General features: G+C 70.9%; 14 protein-coding genes. 6 read left to right on the top strand and 8 right to left on the bottom strand.

Features of this window, described 5'->3' with window-relative positions:
* Nucleotides 1-35: 35 nt before the first annotated feature.
* A complete protein-coding gene (locus tag ACFTZC_RS29450) occupies nt 36-1097 on the bottom strand; it encodes an LLM class flavin-dependent oxidoreductase (RefSeq protein ID WP_382894792.1) in 1062 nt (353 codons plus the stop codon).
* 439 nt (nt 1098-1536) lie between these two features.
* Nucleotides 1537-2292, bottom strand: coding sequence for a GntR family transcriptional regulator (locus ACFTZC_RS29445; protein ID WP_382894791.1), 756 nt, complete (start codon nt 2290-2292; stop codon nt 1537-1539).
* A 228-nt stretch (nt 2293-2520) separates the two neighbouring features.
* Here ACFTZC_RS29445 and ACFTZC_RS29440 point away from each other — a divergent pair, with 228 nt between their 5' ends.
* The 6 genes from ACFTZC_RS29440 to ACFTZC_RS29415 are packed head-to-tail and all read left to right on the top strand — an operon-like array spanning nt 2521 to nt 8672.
* Nucleotides 2521-3747 (top strand): ABC transporter substrate-binding protein, encoded by a 1227-nt coding sequence (locus tag ACFTZC_RS29440; protein ID WP_382894789.1) that lies wholly within the window; start codon nt 2521-2523, stop codon nt 3745-3747.
* On the top strand, nt 3744-4619 hold the full coding sequence (locus ACFTZC_RS29435) for a carbohydrate ABC transporter permease (RefSeq protein ID WP_382894787.1): 876 nt from the start codon (nt 3744-3746) through the stop codon (nt 4617-4619). Before ACFTZC_RS29440 ends, ACFTZC_RS29435 begins: the two co-directional genes overlap by 4 nt.
* The gene (locus ACFTZC_RS29430; protein ID WP_382894785.1) at nt 4616-5455 is read left to right on the top strand and encodes a carbohydrate ABC transporter permease; all 840 of its coding nucleotides are present in this window, start codon (nt 4616-4618) and stop codon (nt 5453-5455) included. The genes ACFTZC_RS29435 and ACFTZC_RS29430 overlap by 4 nt, the downstream gene beginning before the upstream one ends.
* Complete coding sequence (locus ACFTZC_RS29425; RefSeq protein WP_382894783.1) at nt 5452-6660, top strand: mandelate racemase/muconate lactonizing enzyme family protein; 1209 nt, start codon at nt 5452-5454, stop codon at nt 6658-6660. The genes ACFTZC_RS29430 and ACFTZC_RS29425 overlap by 4 nt, the downstream gene beginning before the upstream one ends.
* A gap of 1 nt (nt 6661) precedes the next feature.
* Nucleotides 6662-7612 (top strand): aldo/keto reductase, encoded by a 951-nt coding sequence (locus tag ACFTZC_RS29420; RefSeq protein ID WP_382894781.1) that lies wholly within the window; start codon nt 6662-6664, stop codon nt 7610-7612.
* Nucleotides 7613-7643: 31 nt separating this feature from the next.
* Nucleotides 7644-8672: a Gfo/Idh/MocA family oxidoreductase gene (locus ACFTZC_RS29415; RefSeq protein ID WP_382894779.1), complete on the top strand. Its 1029-nt coding sequence runs from the start codon at nt 7644-7646 to the stop codon at nt 8670-8672.
* Between the two features lie 75 nt (nt 8673-8747).
* On the opposite strand, the gene ACFTZC_RS29410 is transcribed toward ACFTZC_RS29415, so the two are convergent.
* The 6 genes from ACFTZC_RS29410 to ACFTZC_RS29385 form a co-directional block, all read right to left on the bottom strand.
* Nucleotides 8748-10175: an FGGY-family carbohydrate kinase gene (locus ACFTZC_RS29410; RefSeq protein WP_382894777.1), complete on the bottom strand. Its 1428-nt coding sequence runs from the start codon at nt 10173-10175 to the stop codon at nt 8748-8750.
* The gene (locus ACFTZC_RS29405; protein ID WP_382894775.1) at nt 10172-10888 is read right to left on the bottom strand and encodes a GntR family transcriptional regulator; all 717 of its coding nucleotides are present in this window, start codon (nt 10886-10888) and stop codon (nt 10172-10174) included. The genes ACFTZC_RS29410 and ACFTZC_RS29405 overlap by 4 nt, the downstream gene beginning before the upstream one ends.
* A gap of 2 nt (nt 10889-10890) precedes the next feature.
* Nucleotides 10891-12087, bottom strand: coding sequence for a CaiB/BaiF CoA transferase family protein (locus ACFTZC_RS29400; RefSeq protein ID WP_382894773.1), 1197 nt, complete (start codon nt 12085-12087; stop codon nt 10891-10893).
* A gap of 40 nt (nt 12088-12127) precedes the next feature.
* The gene (locus ACFTZC_RS29395; protein ID WP_382894771.1) at nt 12128-13822 is read right to left on the bottom strand and encodes a thiamine pyrophosphate-binding protein; all 1695 of its coding nucleotides are present in this window, start codon (nt 13820-13822) and stop codon (nt 12128-12130) included.
* Between the two features lie 96 nt (nt 13823-13918).
* Nucleotides 13919-14926: a hypothetical protein gene (locus ACFTZC_RS29390; RefSeq protein WP_382894769.1), complete on the bottom strand. Its 1008-nt coding sequence runs from the start codon at nt 14924-14926 to the stop codon at nt 13919-13921.
* Nucleotides 14923-16290: an MFS transporter gene (locus ACFTZC_RS29385; RefSeq protein ID WP_382894768.1), complete on the bottom strand. Its 1368-nt coding sequence runs from the start codon at nt 16288-16290 to the stop codon at nt 14923-14925. Before ACFTZC_RS29385 ends, ACFTZC_RS29390 begins: the two co-directional genes overlap by 4 nt.
* Between the last annotated feature and the right edge of the window lie 68 nt (nt 16291-16358).

Raw genomic sequence — 16358 nt, 5'->3', positions numbered from 1 at the left:
CGGCGCCGCGCCGGCCGTCGTGCCGTCCACGGCGGTCAGCGCAGCCTGGGCAGCAGTTGGTCGCCGACCCGGGCGGTCTCCTGCTGGTACGGGGTGTCGGAGAGGACGAAGTGGGTGACGCCCAGGGCGCGGTAGTTGTCCAGCGCCGTGGCCACGTCTGCGGCGGAGCCGACCAGCCAGGTGGTCGCCGCTCCTTTGCCGCCGACGGTGCCGGGGGCGGTGTACAGGCAGGTGTCGAGGACCTCGCCCCGTGCCGCGAGGTCGAGAAGCCTCTGCTGTCCCGCGGCGGTCCTGCCGTTCTCCGTCCAGGCGGTCTCCCCCGCGCTCCGGGCCGTCCGCGCGACCTTCTCCTCGGCGGCCCGCCAGGCCTCCTCCGTGGTGTCGCGCACCACCGTGGTGATCCGCAGGCCGAACTGGAGAGGCCGGTGCCTGCGGCCCACCTCCTCGCTCAACGCCTTCAGCCTCGCGATGCGTTCGGCGACGCCGTCGAGTGGTTCGCCCCAGAAGAGCTGCACGTCCGCCTCCGCCGCCGACACCCGTTCGGCGGCCTCGGAGGCGCCGCCGAAGTAGAGCGTGGGATGGGCCCGGGTGCCGGTGGCGTACGGACGGGGCGCGACCGTGGACCGGCCGACCCGGAAGTACGCACCGTCGAACGTCACGTCCTCCTCGGTCCACAGGCGCCGTACGAGATGGAGGAACTCCCGGGTGCGGGCGTACCGCCCCGCGGGGTCACTGTGCGGGTCACCGTAGGCGGCGGGCTGGTCGACCCCGCTGACGATGTTGACCAGCACCCGGCCGCGGCTGAGCTGGTCGAGTGTGGCCGCCGCGGCGGCGAAGTGGGCCGGCTGCCAGTATCCGGGGCGGACCGCGATCAGGGGTTTGAAGGTCTCGGTCCTGGCGGCGAGCGCGGTGGCCAGGGTGAAGGTGTCCGGCCGCCCCCACCCGGTGCCCAGGAGCGCGCCGCCCCATCCGTGCGCCTCCGCCGTCCTGGCCAGGTCGGAGGAGTACTCGACGGAACCCCAGCCGGTCGCCCTGTCGTCGCCGCGGTGGCCCGGTTCGACGGTGTTGGGGATGTACCAGAGGAATTCCGGGCTCATGATGACTCCGATCTCTGCTCGGCCGGCACCGCGGAGCTGCGGGCACGGCCCGGTGAGGGACTCGGGACGCCGGAGGAGGGGCGGGGCGGTGGCGGCCTCGTCGGCCGGGGTGTACGCGGCGCGCGGCGCTCAGCAACGCGAACCGGTCACCGCTCCACGGCCGTGCCGGCCCCGGACGTCGGAGGGTGAGGTGGCGTGGCGCGAGGTGGACCGGAGGGTCAACACCGCGCGCTGGACACGCGGACGAGGTCGACACAGCGCTCGCGGGTGAGCAGCGGGACCTCATACATGTGAGGGAGTCTCCGCGCGATCGTTCGGAATGTCAACGCGCCCCCTTGGCCTCGCCCCACGGGAACGAGGCCCGTCGCCTCTGTTCCCGTCGCGAGCGGCGGACGACGACCGGGCGGCGGACGACGGCACGGTCCGCCCGGCCTCCGGGTCAGCGATCCGCCGAGTGGAACACCTCGACGTTCAGGCGGCTGCGGTCGCCGCGATGGAAACCGGTGAACCGTTCTATCGGCCGGCCGGCCTGGTCGAAGGAGACGCTCCGCATCACCAGGACCGCCGCTCCCGGCGCGCAGTCGAGGGCCGACGCGACCGTCTCGTTCGCCACGTCCGCCTCCACCGACCGCCGGGCGCGCTCGAACCGGATTCCGAACCGCCGTTCCAGGACACCGAAGAGCGAGACGTCCTCCAGCTCGATGTCGAGCAGCGGCTGCCCGACGTCGACGGGGAGGAAGGTGCGGGTGAAGGCCCACGGAACGCCGTCCACCTCACGGACGCGCTGTATCTCGACGACATCCGCCCCTTCGGCCACGGCGAGATCACGCGCGACCTGCGGTGTGGCGGCGACGATGCCGCGGAACAGCGTACGGGAGTGCTGCTCACCCGCGTTGCTCTGGATGTCCTCGAACGTGCCGATCAGCGCGCCGCCGAACCCGTGCGACGTCCGCGGGTCGCCGACGAATGTGCCGCGGCCCTTCTCCCTGCGGACCACGCCCTCATGTTCGAGCTCCAGGAGCGCCTGGCGCACCACGGTGCGGGACACCTGATACCTGTCGCAGAGTTCGTGGTCCCCGGGCAGGCGGTCACCGGGTTCCAGGCCTCGTGCCGCGATGTCCTCCCGCAGCAGTCGCTTCAGCTGCGAGTAGAACGGTACGTCCGAGCGCCGGTCGATCGACGATGAAATGGTCATGGGTTCCCTGGTTGTGGTGAGCCGGGCCAGGCGAAGGCTTCGGGCAGTCTCGATCTCCCCGCTCATCTCTCCGCATCCCCTTGCCTGTTGAGAGCACCCGCTGCCCGCTGGGACCAGATCCTAGCCCGGCTCGGGAGCCGATCTCCTCCGGGACAAGTGCTTGACATCCTGTAATGACAGGATACACGATGTGCCCCGAGCAGGGAGTACTCGATCAACGGAGCGAAGATGGCAATGATGCCTCGGACCCGGATCTTCATGGGCGTGGTCGCCGCAGCGGTTCTCACCCTCGCGGGCACGACCGCCTACAACGTCGCGGAGAGCGGGGCGCGCGACAACACCGTTGCCTGGTGGGTGCCCGACTGGGACTACGAGAAGGCGACAGGGCTCGTCAAGGAGTTCGAACAGCAGCATCCCGGCCTCACGGTCGAGCTGGTGCAGACCACCGGCGACACGGTGGCGAACCGTACCGCCGTCGCGCTCGACTCGGGCAACGCGCCCGATGTCATCACCGAGTCGCTGTCCCGCGTGCGCGGCTACGCCGGCAAGGGGCAGCTCGCCGATGTCGGCGATCTGTACGGCGCGGGCATGCCGGCCGACGACTTCGCACCGGGGCTCGTCGACTCGCTCACCTTCGACGGCGGTACGTACGCCGTGCCGTACCGGTGGGCGACCAACGCCCTGATCTACAACCCCCGCCTGTTCGCGGCGGCCGGTATCGACTCCCCGCCGCGCACCTGGGCGGAGTTCGAGCGGGACGCCAAGCGGCTCACCCGGGGCGACGTGGTGGGAACCGCGTGGCCGATGCAGGGCGATCCCAACGACCTGACGCTGCGCTTCCTCGACTTCGCCGTCTCCGGCGGTACGGAGATCACCGACGGCGCTCCCCGCTTCACCGAAGCGTCGGCCGAGGCGGCACTGGAGCTGGTCGGCGGTTCGATCCGCGAGGGATGGGCCGGCAAGAGTTCGTTCGAGCTCGACAACACGGGTATCCGCGAGCTGTTCCTCCAGGGGCGCGTCGCGATGTATCCCGCCGGTGTGTTCGACGTGGACACCGCGGTCGACCAGGGCGCGCCCGTCGCGACGGCGCTGCTGCCCGGACCGGACGGGCCGGGGACGGCGCAAGGGGTCGGCTGGGGATATCTCATCCCCAAGGCCGCGCGGCACCAGGACGCGGCGCGGCAACTCGTCGGTTTTCTCGCGCGACCGGAGAACATGGCGGAGCTGACCGTGACCTTCCCCGCGCGGACCAGCGCGTCCGCGGACGCGAAGTTCACCACTCCCGAGCGGCGGCCGTACGCGGAGCAGCTCGCCCGCCACTCCGTTCCGGCCCCCAACGACCCCCGCTGGACCGCGGCCGTCCGAACGGCGCACGACACGATCCAGGAGGTCGCGCTGGGACGTACCACGCCGGCCGAGGGCGCCGCCCGGATCCAGCGGCTGGTGACGCGATGACCGGCACCACGGCGACGGAGCCGGTGCGCGGGCGGCACCGGACCCGCCCGGTCGCCCTGATACTCCCGGCCGCGCTCGTCACCGCCGTCCTCATGGTGATACCCGTCGTCACGACGATCGCGCGGGTCGTCTCCGACGGCGGTACCGGGCTCAGCCGCTTCCTCGGTCTCCCGAATGTCGGCCAGGTCTTTCTCAACACGCTGTACTGGACGGTCGGTTCGGTGGCCGGGGCGATCGTCATCGGTTACGCCGGGGCCCTCGTGCTCCAGTCGAGAAGGCTCCGGCTCGCCGGGGTGTGGCGCTCGCTGCTGATGATTCCCTGGATCATTCCCGGGGTGGTCGGGGCCACCGTATGGCGGTGGACGCTCTCCACGGACTACGGGATCCTCAACCGGACGCTGCTGGATCTCGGGCTCATCGGTGAGCCCGTCCGCTGGCTCTCCGATCCCGGCATCGTGCTGTGGGCGGTCGCGCTCATCCAGATCTGGGTCACCGCGCCGTTCGTGATGCTGATGGTCTCGGCGGCGCTGGCCACCATCCCCGCCGAGCGTTACGAGGCGGCCCGTCTCGACGGGGCCGGCGGTCCCGCGATCCTGCGGCACATCATCCTGCCCGCCATCCGCCCGACGACGGGCATCTGCGTGCTGACACTCGCGATCTGGGCCCTGAACTCCTTCACGATCATCTGGGTCGCCACGAGCGGCGGGCCGGCCGGCGCGTCGACGATCCTGCCCATCCTTCTCTACCAGGCGTTCCAGAACGGGGATCAGGCTCTCGTGTCCGCGGTCGCACTGGTGCAGGTGCTCATCGGGGCCGTCCTCGCCGTCTTCTTCGCGCGGACCCTGCGCACCGACCTCCAGGAGCAGACATGAGACTTCTGATCGGCCGCGCGTCCGCCCGCGCCGCGGTCTGGGGAACCCTGGTGGTCCTGCTGGTGTGGAGCCTCGCCCCGATCGCGGTCATGGTGCTCACGTCGTTCAAGAAGCGGGGTGACATCTTCGCCGTACCGGCCCGTCTGCTGCCCGCCTCATGGACGTTCGAGAACTACGGCGCGGTGTTCACCTCGTCGTCGATGCCCCGTGCGCTGCTGAATTCCGTCGTCATCGGCGGCCTCGTCGCCCTCGCGACCCTGCTGTTCTGTTTCAGTGCCGGATACGCGCTGGCGCGGTTCCGGTTCAGGTCGGCCCGGCCGCTGGCCCTGTTCATCCTGCTCGGGCAGATGGTCCCGCTCACCGTGGTGCTGCTGCCGGTCTACCAGATCGTCTCGTCGCTGAAGTTGCTCGACACGGCGAGCGGGGTGGCGTTCGCCCATCTCGCGATCACCGTTCCGCTCGTGACCTGGATGGTGCGCAACCAGATCGCGGCGATCCCGTACGAGTTGGAGGAAGCCGTCCAGATCGACGGTGGTTCACGGTTCGACGCGGTCAGCTACGTCACGCTGCCCGTCTGTGCTCCGGGCTTGGCGGCGGCCGGGATGTTCGCCTTCCTCCAGTCGTGGCACGAGTTCCTGTTCGCCTCGGTGATGGCCACGTCCACGGCCTCGCGTACCGCCCCGGTGGCGCTGACGCAGTTCGCCGGCGAGTTCGATGTCGACTGGGGCGCGACCATGGCCGCGTCCGTCGTCCTCACCGTTCCCATCGTCGTCCTCTTCGTCGTCATGCAGCGGTATTTCACGGCCGGTCTGACCGGAGGGGCGGTCAAAGGATGAGGATCACCGACATCCGCTGTGCCCGTATCGGCCGGTCCCCCGTGCTCCGGATCCTGACGGACGAGGGCATCGACGGCTTCGCCGAGATCGAGTTCTCCAAGCCCTATGTGGCCGCGACGCTCGGGGTGTACCGCCCGCTGCTGCTCGGGGCCGATCCGACGGAAGTCGAACGCTGCATGCTCCGCATCCGGCGCATGGGCGCGTCCAAGCCGTGGGGCGCCGTCGTCTCGGCCATCGAGATCGCCCTGTGGGACGTGGCGGGCAAGGCTCTCGGCGTACCCGTACACCGGCTTCTTGGCGGCAAGGTGCGCGATCGTATCCGGGTCTACAACGGAGGCGTACGCACCTCGCTCGGCGCGCACACGCCCGAGGACTACGCGGCGTCGATGGCGCACATGGCCGCGGCTCCCGAGAAGTTCTCCATCATCAAGGAAGGCGTGGGCCTGCACGGGTTCATGGCGCCCCATACGCCGGACTTCCTCTACAACGATCTGCGCGAGGGTCCCCTGCACCCCAATCGCGGGTTTCTGACGCCGAGCGGTGTCAGCCGTATCGTCGACGCGGTCGCCGCGATGAAGGACGTGCTGGGACCCGAACGGCGGCTGGCGCTCGACATGGGTCCGGGGTGGACGGTGCCCGACGCCCTGCGGGTCCTGCGGGAACTGGAGCGGTTCGACATCGCGTGGGCCGAGGACATCCTGACGGGCGATTTCGTGCCCTGGAACGACGTCGCGGGCTACCGCGAGATCACCACGGCGACGACGGTCCCCACCCACACCGGCGAGCAGCTCTATCTGCGGCAGAATTTCCGTGAGTTGATCGAGACACGCGCCGTACGGGTCATCGGCCCCGACCCGGGCGATGTCGGCGGCCTCGCCGAGCTGAAATGGATCGCCGAGTTCGCGGATCTGTACGGGATCGGCATCGCACCGCACGGCGTCAGCAGCGGCCTGCTCGGACTGGCGGCCCTGATCCAGGTGTCGGCGACCCTGCCCGACAACCTGATCGCCTTCGAGTACCCCCTGGCCACGGACCCGTGGTGGTACGACATCGTCGACGGATTCACCGAGCCGATCGTGCGGGACGGCTATGTCACCGTCGGCGACCGCCCGGGGCTGGGCTTCGAGTTCGACTGTACGGCCGCCCGTGCCCACCTGGACCCGGCGGACGCCGGGTTCTTCGACTGGACCGTCACGGAGGACTGACATGCACTGGACCCCCCGGACGCTGGGGGCCACCGGGCTCCCCGTGACCCCTCTCATGGTCGGCGGCGCGCCGCTGGGCTCGATGCCCTCGAACTTCGGCTACGACGTGAGCGCCGAGGACGGAGTGGCGACCGCCGTCGCCGCGCTGACCGGACCGATCCGCGGAATCGACACCTCCTGCGCCTACAGCGGCGGGGAATCGGAGCGGCGTATCGGAACGGCCATCGCCGAGGTCGGCGGTCTGCCCGACGGCTATCTGCTCGCCACGAAGATCACCCGTGATCTGGACACCGGTGACTTCTCCGGCGAGCAGATGCGCAGGGCCATCGCGGGCAGTCTGCGCCGTCTCGGCGTCGACTCGGTGCCCCTGCTGTATCTGCACGACCCCGAGAACACGACGTTCGCCGCCGCGACCGCGCCCGGCGGCCCCGTCGAGGTCCTGCGGGAACTGAAGGACCGGGGGGTGGCACGGGCGATCGGGGTGGCCGGCGGTGATACGGCGACGATCGGCGCCTATGTGGAGACCGGCCACTTCGACGTACTGCTGACGCACAACCGGTGGACCCTCGTGAACCGTACGGCCGACCGGCTCATCGACTCCGCGGTCGAGCGCGGCATGGGGGTGGTCAACGCCGCGGTGTTCGGCGGCGGAATCCTGGCGTCCGGCACCGGGGCGTCGAGCCGGTACGGATACCGGGAGGCGCCCGGGGAACTGCTCGACGCGATCCGCCGGATCGAGGATCTCTGCCGGGGGGCCGGCGTGCCGCTCTCCGCCGCGGCCGTCCAGTTCTCGGCCCGTGACCCGCGGATCGCGTCGACCGTCGTGGGGGTCTCGCGCCCGTCACGGATCGCGGAGAGCGTCGCGGCGGTCGAACTCGACATCCCCGCAGGGCTTTTCGACGCGGTGGACGAGATCACCGCCGGGATTCCGGCCGGGGTCGGACCCCGATGACCACCCACGGACACGAAGGAAGGACCACTCCATGAGCGTCATTCGCACCGCCGTCATCGGCTTCGGCACCGCGGGGCGCGTTTTCCACGCGCCGCTGATCGCCGCGGACCCGCGCTACTCCCTGGACGCGATCGTCACCGGATCACCCGAGCGGGCGCGGGCCGCCCGTGACACGTACCCGGAGACCGACGTACTCGCCTACACGGACACCCTCTTCGCCAGGGCGGACCAGTTCGACCTCGTGGTCATCGGCAGCCCGAACGAGAGCCACGCGCCGCTCGCCCGTGCCGCGATCGAGGCCGGGGCGCATGTCGTGGTCGACAAACCCGTCGCCGTCACGTCCGCCGAGGCACGCGCCGTCGCGGCCGCGGCGAAGGCGGCCGGACGGGTGCTGACCGTCTTCCAGAACCGGCGCTGGGACGGCGATTTCCTCACGCTCCGCGAGGTCGTCGCAGCCGGCGGGCTGGGTGAGGTCCGCCAGTTCGACTCCGCCTTCACCTGGTGGAACCCGCGGGTCGGTACCGGCTGGAAGGACCTCACGGGCCCCGAGGCGGGTGGCGGCATTCTCTACGACCTCGGGCCGCACCTGATCGACCAGGCCCTGCAACTGTTCGGCGAGGTCACCGAGGTCCACGCCGAACTCGACCGCCGGCGCCCCGGCGGCTTCAGCGACGACGACTCCTTCCTCACCCTGCGGCACGTCTCCGGTGTGCGGACGCGGCTGTGGATGAGCGCGGTGGCGCCCGCGCCACGCCCCCGGTTCCGGGTCGGCGGCTCCCGGGCCGTCTTCCGTTCGGACGGCCTCGACCCGCAGGAGGCGCAGTCCATCGCCGGACGGAGACCCGGCGAAGCCGGTTTCGGGGTGCACGAGGACGGACGGACCGCCGTCGTGGAAGGCCCCGACGGCGTGGCGGCCGTGCCCTTGCGGGCCGGCGACTACCGCGAGTTCTACCGTCTGCTCGCGGCCGCTCTGCGGGAGGGCGGCCCGTTGCCCGTCGACCCGGCCGACAGCATCCGCGCGCTGGAGATCATCGAACAGGCGCTCGGAGGGGCCCGGTGACGAAGAGACCGCGCGACCTCTGACGGGCCACGCGCGTCAGAGGTCGCCGCGGTGCGCGGAGTCCGCGCGCGCCGGTCAGCGATCACCACCGTACGCGGAGTCCGCCGCGTCGCGCAGCTCCCGCCAGCGGGAGTGGAGCCGCCCGTAGCGCTCCGCGCGGGCGGCGTCGGGCTCGACGGTGCGCGGGGGGCCGACGAGGCGGTCCCGTACGGCGTCCAGGTCGGTGTCGAGCCCGGAACCGAGGAACGCGAGCGCCGCCGCGCCGAGCAGGGTCACGTCCGGCTCCGGGGAGATCAGGAGCGGCCGGCCGAGGATGTCGGCGCGCAGTTGCGCCACGTGGGCGCCGCGGGTCGAGCCGCCGGCCATCGCGACCGGCAGGCTGCCCGAGGGATCGAGGAGGTCCACGCCTTCACGGACGGTGAAAGCCGCCGCCTCCTGGGCGGCTCGGAGCAGGCAGGCGGCATCGTGGCCGGGTCGCTGTCCGAGCAGCGCGCCGCGGGCGCCGGACCGCCAGGTCGGGAAGCGCGCCCCGGTCATGGAGGGCAGGACGGTGAGTCCGTCGGCACCCGGGGGCACCGCGGCGAGCCGCTCGTCCTCGACGGTGCCGACCAGGGAGCGCCACTGGGCGACCGCGCCCCCGGTGAGGCCGGTCGCCCCGCCGGCGACGAACCGGCCGGGCAGGACGGAGGGGTTGAGTACGGCACGGTCCGGTACCCCGTCGGGGTCCGGGAGCAGTCGGCCGATGACGTCGGTGGTGCCCGCGACATCGGCGATGACGTCGTCGGCCCCGCCCAGGAGCAGGCCGATGCCGACGGAGCCGTCCGGGCCGCCGGCGACCACGGGAAGTCCGGCGGGCAGGCCGGTGGCCGCCCCGGCCTCCGCGGTGAGGGTGCCGACCACCGACGTCGGCTCCGACTGCGGCGGCAGGAGCCCGGGGTCCAGGCCGGCCCCGGCCGGCAGGCCGGTGTTCCACGCGCGACGGCGTACGTCGGAGGCGAGCGTGTAGGCGGCGCTGATCGTGTCGGCGGTGAGCCGGCCGGTGAGCCGGGCCACGAGGAAGTCCTTGGGCGACAGCAGCGCGCGCACCGTCGACGCGAGGCCGGGCTCCATCCCCAGGTGATACGCGAGGGCGCCGCCCGTGAGCGCCGGACGGCCCGCGGTGTGCAGCAGCGCCCGCACCGTCGCGTCGCCGAACGCCGCGAGCCGCGGCACGCCCTGGGAGTCGGCCCAGCCGCCACCGCGGCCGACGGGCCGGTGGTCCGCGTCGACGGCGACGGTGCCGATGTGGGCGGCGATGGCCAGCGCCGTGGGAGCCGGTCCGCCGGACACCCCCGCCAGCGCGGCCCGTACGTCCCGGTCCAGGTCGGTGGCGTCGAAGGTGTCCCCGCCGAGTCCCGACGTACGGGCGATGCGCCGGTGGGCGAGGACCTGTCCCCCGGTGTCGACGGCGATGGCCCGCACGGCCGACGTCCCGACGTCGACCGCGACGACATGGGCGCTCATTCGGCGTCGATCCGCAGGAGGAAGGGGAACCCGGGCAGTGTCCAGCTCGTGGTGAACTCAACGGTCTCGCCGCGCGATCCGTAGGTGGTGCGGTGCACCTCCAGCGCGGGCGTGCCCGGTTCGGCGCCGAGCAGCTCCGCCTGCTCGCCGGTGAGCAGGGTGGCCGCCATGGACTGGTCGGCGTAGCGCAGTTCGACCCCGAAGCGTTCGGTCAGGGTCCGGTACAGGGAGCCGTCGAGCAGCGGCTCGCGGCAGAGCGACGGCGCGACGGCGTACGGGATCCAGGCGTCCTGGAGCGCGGCGGGCGAACCGTCGACGAGGCGGACCCGGGTGAGCCGGTGGGCCGGTTCGTCGTGCCCGCCGCCGAGGGCTTCGGCCACGTCGGCGGGGATGGGCGTGGTCGCGCAGTGGATCAGCCGGGTGGACGGCTCGCCGCCCGTGCCCTCGATCTCCTCGGCGAAGGAACGCAGCCGGTTGAGCCGCCGCCCGCGCTCGCCGTGGCCGCTGACAAACGTGCCGCTTCCCTGCCGCCTGACGACGAACCGGTCGGAGTCGAGCAGGTCGAGAGCCTGACGTACGGTCATCCGGCTCACCCCGTACTGCCGGGCCAGGTCGGTCTCGCTGGGCAGCCGCGCGGCGGGGGCCAGCGCCCCGGACCGGATCTGGAGGACCAGGTCGTCGTAGATCACCTGATACCTGGGTGCGCGTGCCATGGTCAGACAGCCCCCGACTCGCGCAGGCGGTCCAGGTCCTGGGCGGACAGCCCGAGGATGTCCCGGTAGACGTACGTGTTGTCCTCGCCGACCCGAGGGGGCGCCTTGCGGACCATGGGCGGAGTCTTCTCCATTTTGATCGGATTACCGGGCATCCGGATGGTACCGAGTTCGGGGTGTTCCGCTTCAACGATCATGTCACGGGCGGCGATCTGCGGTGACCGGGCCACTTCCGCGACCGAGGCGACCTTGGCGTACGGCACGCCCGCCTCGTCGAGGATCCGCCCGATCTCCTCCGTCGTACGGCCGGCCGCCCACGCGCCGATCTCGCCCTCCAGGAACTCCTGGTGCGTCATCCGGCCCTCGACGGCGGCGAAGCGCGGGTCCCCGGCCAGGTCCGGCCGTCCCATCACGGCGCAGAGCTTCGGGAAGAGCGAGGCGGTTCCGGCCTGGATGTAGATGGGCCCGTCGGCGGCCTCGTACACGTTGACCGGCGCGGTCAGCAGGTCGCGTGATCCGCTGCGGGGCATGTCCTGGCCGAGCATGAGCTGGGACATGAGGCGGACACCGAGCGCGGAGAACATCGTGTCGAAGGAGGCGACGTCGACGAGTTGGCCCTCGCCGGTCCGCTCCCGGTGCAGGACCGCCAGCAGGGCCCCGATCGCGCCCTGGTAGCCGGTGGTGTAGTCGGCGATGTAGGTGCCGCTGAGGGTCGGTTTGCCGTCGGGCTCGCCGGTCATGCTCATCAGCCCCGAGGACGCCTGGGAGATCGCGTCGAACAGGGCGCGGCGCGCGTCGGGGCCGGTCTGGCCGAAGCCGGAGATGGACACCAGGATGATGTCCGGGTTGAGCTCCTTCATCCGCTCGTAGCCGATGCCCATTTTCTCGATCGTGCCGGGGCGGTAGTTCTCCACGACGATGTCGGCCCAGGTGATCAGCCGTTCGAGGAGGGCGAGTGCCTCGGGGTGGCGGGTGTCCAGCGAGGCGTCGTACTTGTTCCGGTGGTAGAGGAACATGTAGATGCTCTCGTCCCGGTGGTACGGCCCGTGGTGCCGGGAGTCCTCGCCGCCCGGCCGCTCGATCTTGACCACCTCGGCCCCGAAGTCGGCCAGGACCTGTGTGCAGAGCGGGCCCGCGATGAAGCGCGAGAGGTCGAGCACCTTCACGCCGTCGAGGGGTGCCGCGGTCGTGTTCGGCATGTCCGCCGTCACCTCCTTCCTGTCGGTCCTACGGCTTCTTCTACTGCTTCTTCCGGGCCACGAACGACGGGAAGGTCCAGGCGTTCACCTCGCGGTCGATCGGTACGTCGAGTATCACCGGCGTCCCCGCCGCGAAGGCGTCGGCGACCCGCTGCCGCAGGGTGGCCAGGCCGGTGACGACCTCGCCGGTGACGCCCATCGCCCGGGCCACCATGCCGAAGTCGACCGTTCCGAAGTCGACGCCGGTGGTGCGTCCGTCGAAGTGCAGCTCCTGTTCCTGGCGGATGTTGCCGTAGCTGGAGTCGTTGAGGACGACGACGCAGACGTTCCCGCCGACCCGTGCGAGCGTCTCGATCTCGCCCAGGCTCATGCCGAGGGAGCCGTCGCCGATCAGCGCGAGCACGGGGCGCTCCGGGTCGATCAGCGCCGCCGCGATCGCCGAGGGGAGGGCAAATCCCATGTTGCCGAAACCGACGGGCTTGATGTAGCTGTGGGGCCGCTGGATCTCCCAGAGGAACGACCACACGCCCGGGTTGCCCGCGTCCGGGATGAGCAGGGTCTCCTCGGGCGCCACCTCGCGCAGGGTGCGGACGATGTCGGCGGGGGAAAGCGGTCCCTCGGCTCCGGGGTCCGTCACCTCGGACCCCTGCCACCAGGTGGTGCGTGCGGTGCCGAGGGAGCTGATCCACTCCGCGCGTCCGGCCTTCGCGGTGTCCGCCTGCCCTGCGGTCGCGGTGACCAGGTCGCGGGCGAAGGAGCCGAGGTCGCTCACCACGCCCTGGGTGATCTCGGAGTAGTAGCGCCCGATCATCGCCGGCTCGACGTCGACCTGGATCACCTCGGGGAGGGTGCGCCGCCAGCGTGTGGTGGACACCGCGTTGAGGCTGTTGCCGAGGGCGAGTACGAGGTCGGCGTCGTCGAGGACCTCACCGGAGAGTGTGGTGCCCATGCGGCTGACGGCCCCGAACACCAGCGGATGGGTGGTCGGCACCGCCCCGATGCCGTTGAAGGTCGTGACGACCGGGATGCCGAGCGCCTCGGCGAGCGCCAGGACGTCCTCGCTCGCCCGGGCGCGGTTGCCGCCGTTGCCGAGCCAGATGACCGGGCGTTCGGCGCGCAGCACCCGTTCGGCGGCCCTGGCCAGCGCGACGGGGTTGGCGGACGGACGCTCGGTGACCCACGCGCGGCTCGGGTGGACGCCGGGTATCGCCGGCGGGTTGTCCACCTGGCCCTCGATGGTGTCGCGGGCGAAGTCGAGGTGGACCGGTCCGGGGTTGCCGGTGAGGGCGTTGACGTACGCCTCCTCCACCGCCTGCTTGATGGACGAGCTGTGCGCCACCAGCCGGGAGTACTTCACCAGCGGCTTGAACAGCTCCACGTGGTCGGCGTTCTGGGCGTCGTCCTTGTGGATGTTCTCGCCGTTGTTGTTGCAGGTGAGGACGATGCCCGGGCTGGAGTCGCGGTAGGCGCCGCCGACGCCGGTGAGCAGATTGGTGGCGCCGGGGCCGGTCGTGGCGATGCAGGCGGCCAGCTTCCCGGTGAGCCGGCCGTAGGCGTCCATCATCACGGCCGCGGCGTTCTCGTGCCGGGTGTGGACGAGCTGGATGCCGGGGGTGTCGATGATGGCGTCGGTGATGGCGAGGGTCTGGCCGCCCACGACGCCGAAGACGTACTCGACGCCCAGGGAGGTCAGGAGGTCGACGACGAGCTGGCCGCCGGTCTTGGAAGTACTCATCTGTGAAGATCCGTTTTCTGTGTCGGTGCGGTCGGACGGTCGGTGTGGCATTGGCCGGTCCTTCCTTCAGTGGCCGGTCATTCGGTGGCCGGTCCGTCAGGACGCGGGGACGGTCACGGCGGCCCAGCCGGCTGTGATCAGACGATCGTCGGTGTCGCGGCGTACCCACACCTCCAGGTCGACGCGGAGGCCGTCGTCGACGGGGGTGACGGCGGTGACGACCCCCGTCGACGTGAACGGCTCGAACACCTCCAGCGGCGCGAGGAACTTGACCCGCAGCCAGCCGCCGGTGAAGAAGGACGGTCCGGCGCGGAGGGTGAGCAGCTGGGCGAGCACGCCGAACTGCTGCTGTCCCTGCACGATGGGCACCCGCAGGCCGCCCGCGCGGGCCGCGTCGAGGCTGTTGTGGATGTTGCGCACGTACTCGCCGGCGCGGCTGAAGACCGCGGCCTGCTCGGCGGTGACCGTCTTGTGCAGCGGGGCGAGCACGTCGCCGGGGCGTACGTCCGGTCCCAGTGTTCCGACGGTCCGCGCGTCCGGCGGGATCTCGCCGGTGACGCGGCGTTCCGGTGCCGCCGATCCGCGTCCGCCGATGGTGCCGGGGACGGTCCTGAGGATCTCGACGCCGCGATGGCGGACGACACTGCGCCCGTCCTCGCCCGTGGCCTCGGCCTCCATGACGACGTACCCCTCGCCGCGACGGCGGTAGGCCTCGGTGTAGGTGCCGTGGAGGGTGACGATCTCGTCGAGTGCCGCCGGGCTGTCGAACCACATCTGTTCCTCGGTGTGGTACCCGACGACCTTGCTGGCCGCGTAGACGAGGGTGAAGAGCTGGACAAGGTCGTTGCCCAGCAGCGCCGCGTGTCCGACGCGCCGCCCGCCGAACGGGCTCTCCGTCAGGTGCCAGGGGGAATGGTCGTCGTGGGTGAAGGCATACCGTTTGATCTTGTGGTCGTCGACGACGACCCGTACGGTGCCGAGTTCCTCGGGGATGGCGAGGTTCTCGAACTCCGGTTCCTTGAGACCCTCTTCGAGGCGGTCCGCGGCGCCGGCGCGGCGTGGGTCGGTCAGGTCGCGCCAGGGGCGGGGAGTCGGGTCGGTCATCGTGCCTGCTCCGTCTCTTCGCCGACACGTGTCATGTCGACCCTGTTGGTCTCGGGGGCCATGACGGCGCACACCAGTCCGATGAGCAGCGCCACGACGGTGATGAGGGCGATCGGCCACGGATCCCCTCCGGTCGCCGCCAGCAGAGCGGTCGAGGCGAGCGGCCACAGTCCGATGAGGACGCTGGGGATCTGTGCCGACAGCGAGAGTCCCGTGTAGCGCACCTTCGTGCCGAACAGCTCGGCGAAGAAGGCCGGTTCGACGCCGTAGACGGCGCCGACGCCGATCGCGTACGCCACGGCGTAGGCCACGTACATCAGCACGATGGAGTCGGCGTCGAGGATCCAGAAGAAGGGGAAGGTGACGACGATGCCGACGAGGGAGCCCGCGATGAAGACCGTGCGCCGGCCGATCCGGTCGGAGAGTTTCCCGAAGAAGTAGTACGTGTAGACGGCGAGCGCGGCGGCGACACAGCTCGCGATCAGGACGTGGGTGCCCGGGATGGTCGTGTAGTTCTCGGCGAACGTCAGGCCGATGGTGAGGATGATGTAGCCGAAGACCGCCTCGCCGAGGCGCATCCCCATGGCCAGGAGCAGGGGCCTCTTGAACCGTTTGAACAGCTCGGTGATCGGCATGCGCGCTCTCGCCTGTTCCTCGGCGGGCAGCTTCTCCAGCTCTTCCTGCGCGGCCTGGAAGGTCGGTGTCTCGGTGAGTTTGAACCGGATGAACAGGCCGACGGCGATGAGTACGGCGCTGAGCAGGAACGGGAGGCGCCAGCCCCAGCTCATCAGGGCGTCGTCGGGCAGGGTGGACACGGCGGCGAAGATGCTGGTGGACATGACGAGGCCCACCGCGTTGCCGATCTGCGGGAAGCTGCCGTAGGCGCCCCGTTTGTGTGCCGGGGCGTATTCGACCGCGACGAGGGAGGCACCTCCCCATTCGCCGCCCACACCGAATCCCTGGATGAGCCGGAGCAGGACGAGCAGGACGGGAGCCCACAGCCCGATCTGGTCGGTGGTGGGCAGAAGACCGATGAGGAAGGTGGAACCGCCCATCAGGACGAGTGTCGTGACCAGGGCGGCCTTGCGGCCGAACCGGTCGCCGAAGTGTCCGAAGACCACTCCTCCGACGGGGCGGGCGAAGAAGCCGACACCGAAGACGGCGAAGGCCGACAGGGTGCCGATGATGGGGTCGTCCTCGTTGGGGAAGAAGAGCTTCCCGAACACGAGGGCGGACGCGGTGCCGAAGATGAAGTAGTCGTACCACTCGACGGCGGTGCCGACGAGGCTGGCGACGGCGGCGCGTTTGGCGAGACTGGTGCGTTCCTGCTCGGTGGCAGGCGGTGTGGTGACTGATGGCGCCATGGATGACTCCGTTGTCGATCTCACTGACGTGTGGGGGCGGAATGGGGTGGGGGGAACGTGGACGCCGA

It is taken from the genome of Streptomyces sp. NPDC056987 (assembly GCF_042673865.1).
Lineage (GTDB): Bacteria > Actinomycetota > Actinomycetes > Streptomycetales > Streptomycetaceae > Streptomyces.
The sequence above is the reverse complement of the archived record's forward strand: the minus strand, read 5'-3'. Positions and strand labels throughout refer to the sequence as shown.